The 725-nt window shown below is 46.3% G+C and carries 2 protein-coding genes; both read left to right on the forward strand.

Going from position 1 to position 725, the window contains the following annotated elements:
• Positions 1-49: 49 nt before the first annotated feature.
• The gene (locus tag ACXAGX_RS20500) at positions 50-328 is read left to right on the forward strand and encodes a type II toxin-antitoxin system RelE/ParE family toxin (protein WP_474840700.1); all 279 of its coding nucleotides are present in this window, start codon (positions 50-52) and stop codon (positions 326-328) included.
• Positions 328-621, forward strand: a complete 294-nt coding sequence (locus ACXAGX_RS20505) for a HigA family addiction module antitoxin (RefSeq protein WP_474840698.1) — start codon at positions 328-330, stop codon at positions 619-621. Before ACXAGX_RS20500 ends, ACXAGX_RS20505 begins: the two co-directional genes overlap by 1 nt.
• Positions 622-725 lie beyond the last annotated feature (104 nt).

A 725-nucleotide genomic window follows, 5' to 3' on the forward strand; every position in this document is an offset into this window, starting at 1 on the left:
TGTTAGGCGTTAAGTTGAACCGCGTTGCGCAATGCGCTACAATCTTTCCGTGATCAAGTCATTTAAACATAAGGGTCTGAAGCTGTTTTTCGAAAAAGGGAAAACTTCAGGCATACAGACTAAGCACGCGAAAAAACTCCGCATGCAGTTAGCTGCTATCCACACCGCACAAGATATCGGTGACATTGATTTACCAGGCTTTTCTCTTCATCAACTCAAAGGAGAATGGTCTAATATTTGGTCGATATCTGTTAATGGCAATTGGAGAGTAACTTTCGAGTTCACGGATGGTAATGCTTACATCTTAAATTACGAGGATTATCACTAATGAATATGCATAACCCACCACATCCAGGCGAATTTATTGAGTCCATTTATATGGAGCCACACGGCATAAGTTGCAGGACTCTTGCCACCCATCTTGGTGTTGCCGCTTCAACACTAAATCGTGTAGTGAAGGGCAAAAGTGCAGTAACGCCAGAAATGGCGTTAAGGCTATCAAAAGTATTGGGGCGCAGCCCTGAAAGTTGGCTTAGCATGCAAGACAATTACGAGCTTTGGCAGGCCAAACAGAACATCAACTTGGATGACGTGCAGCCAATAGATCTGCATGCCGCCTAACAATCTGCTGTAGCCGCTCGCGGGCTCGCTGGGACACAAACACTGCGGCTGTGTCACTTCGTTCCGATTATAGCCGCCGTGTTTGCGCCCCTAAGCAGCGCGTT

It is taken from the genome of Alteromonas sp. ABV4_515 (genome assembly GCF_056160345.1).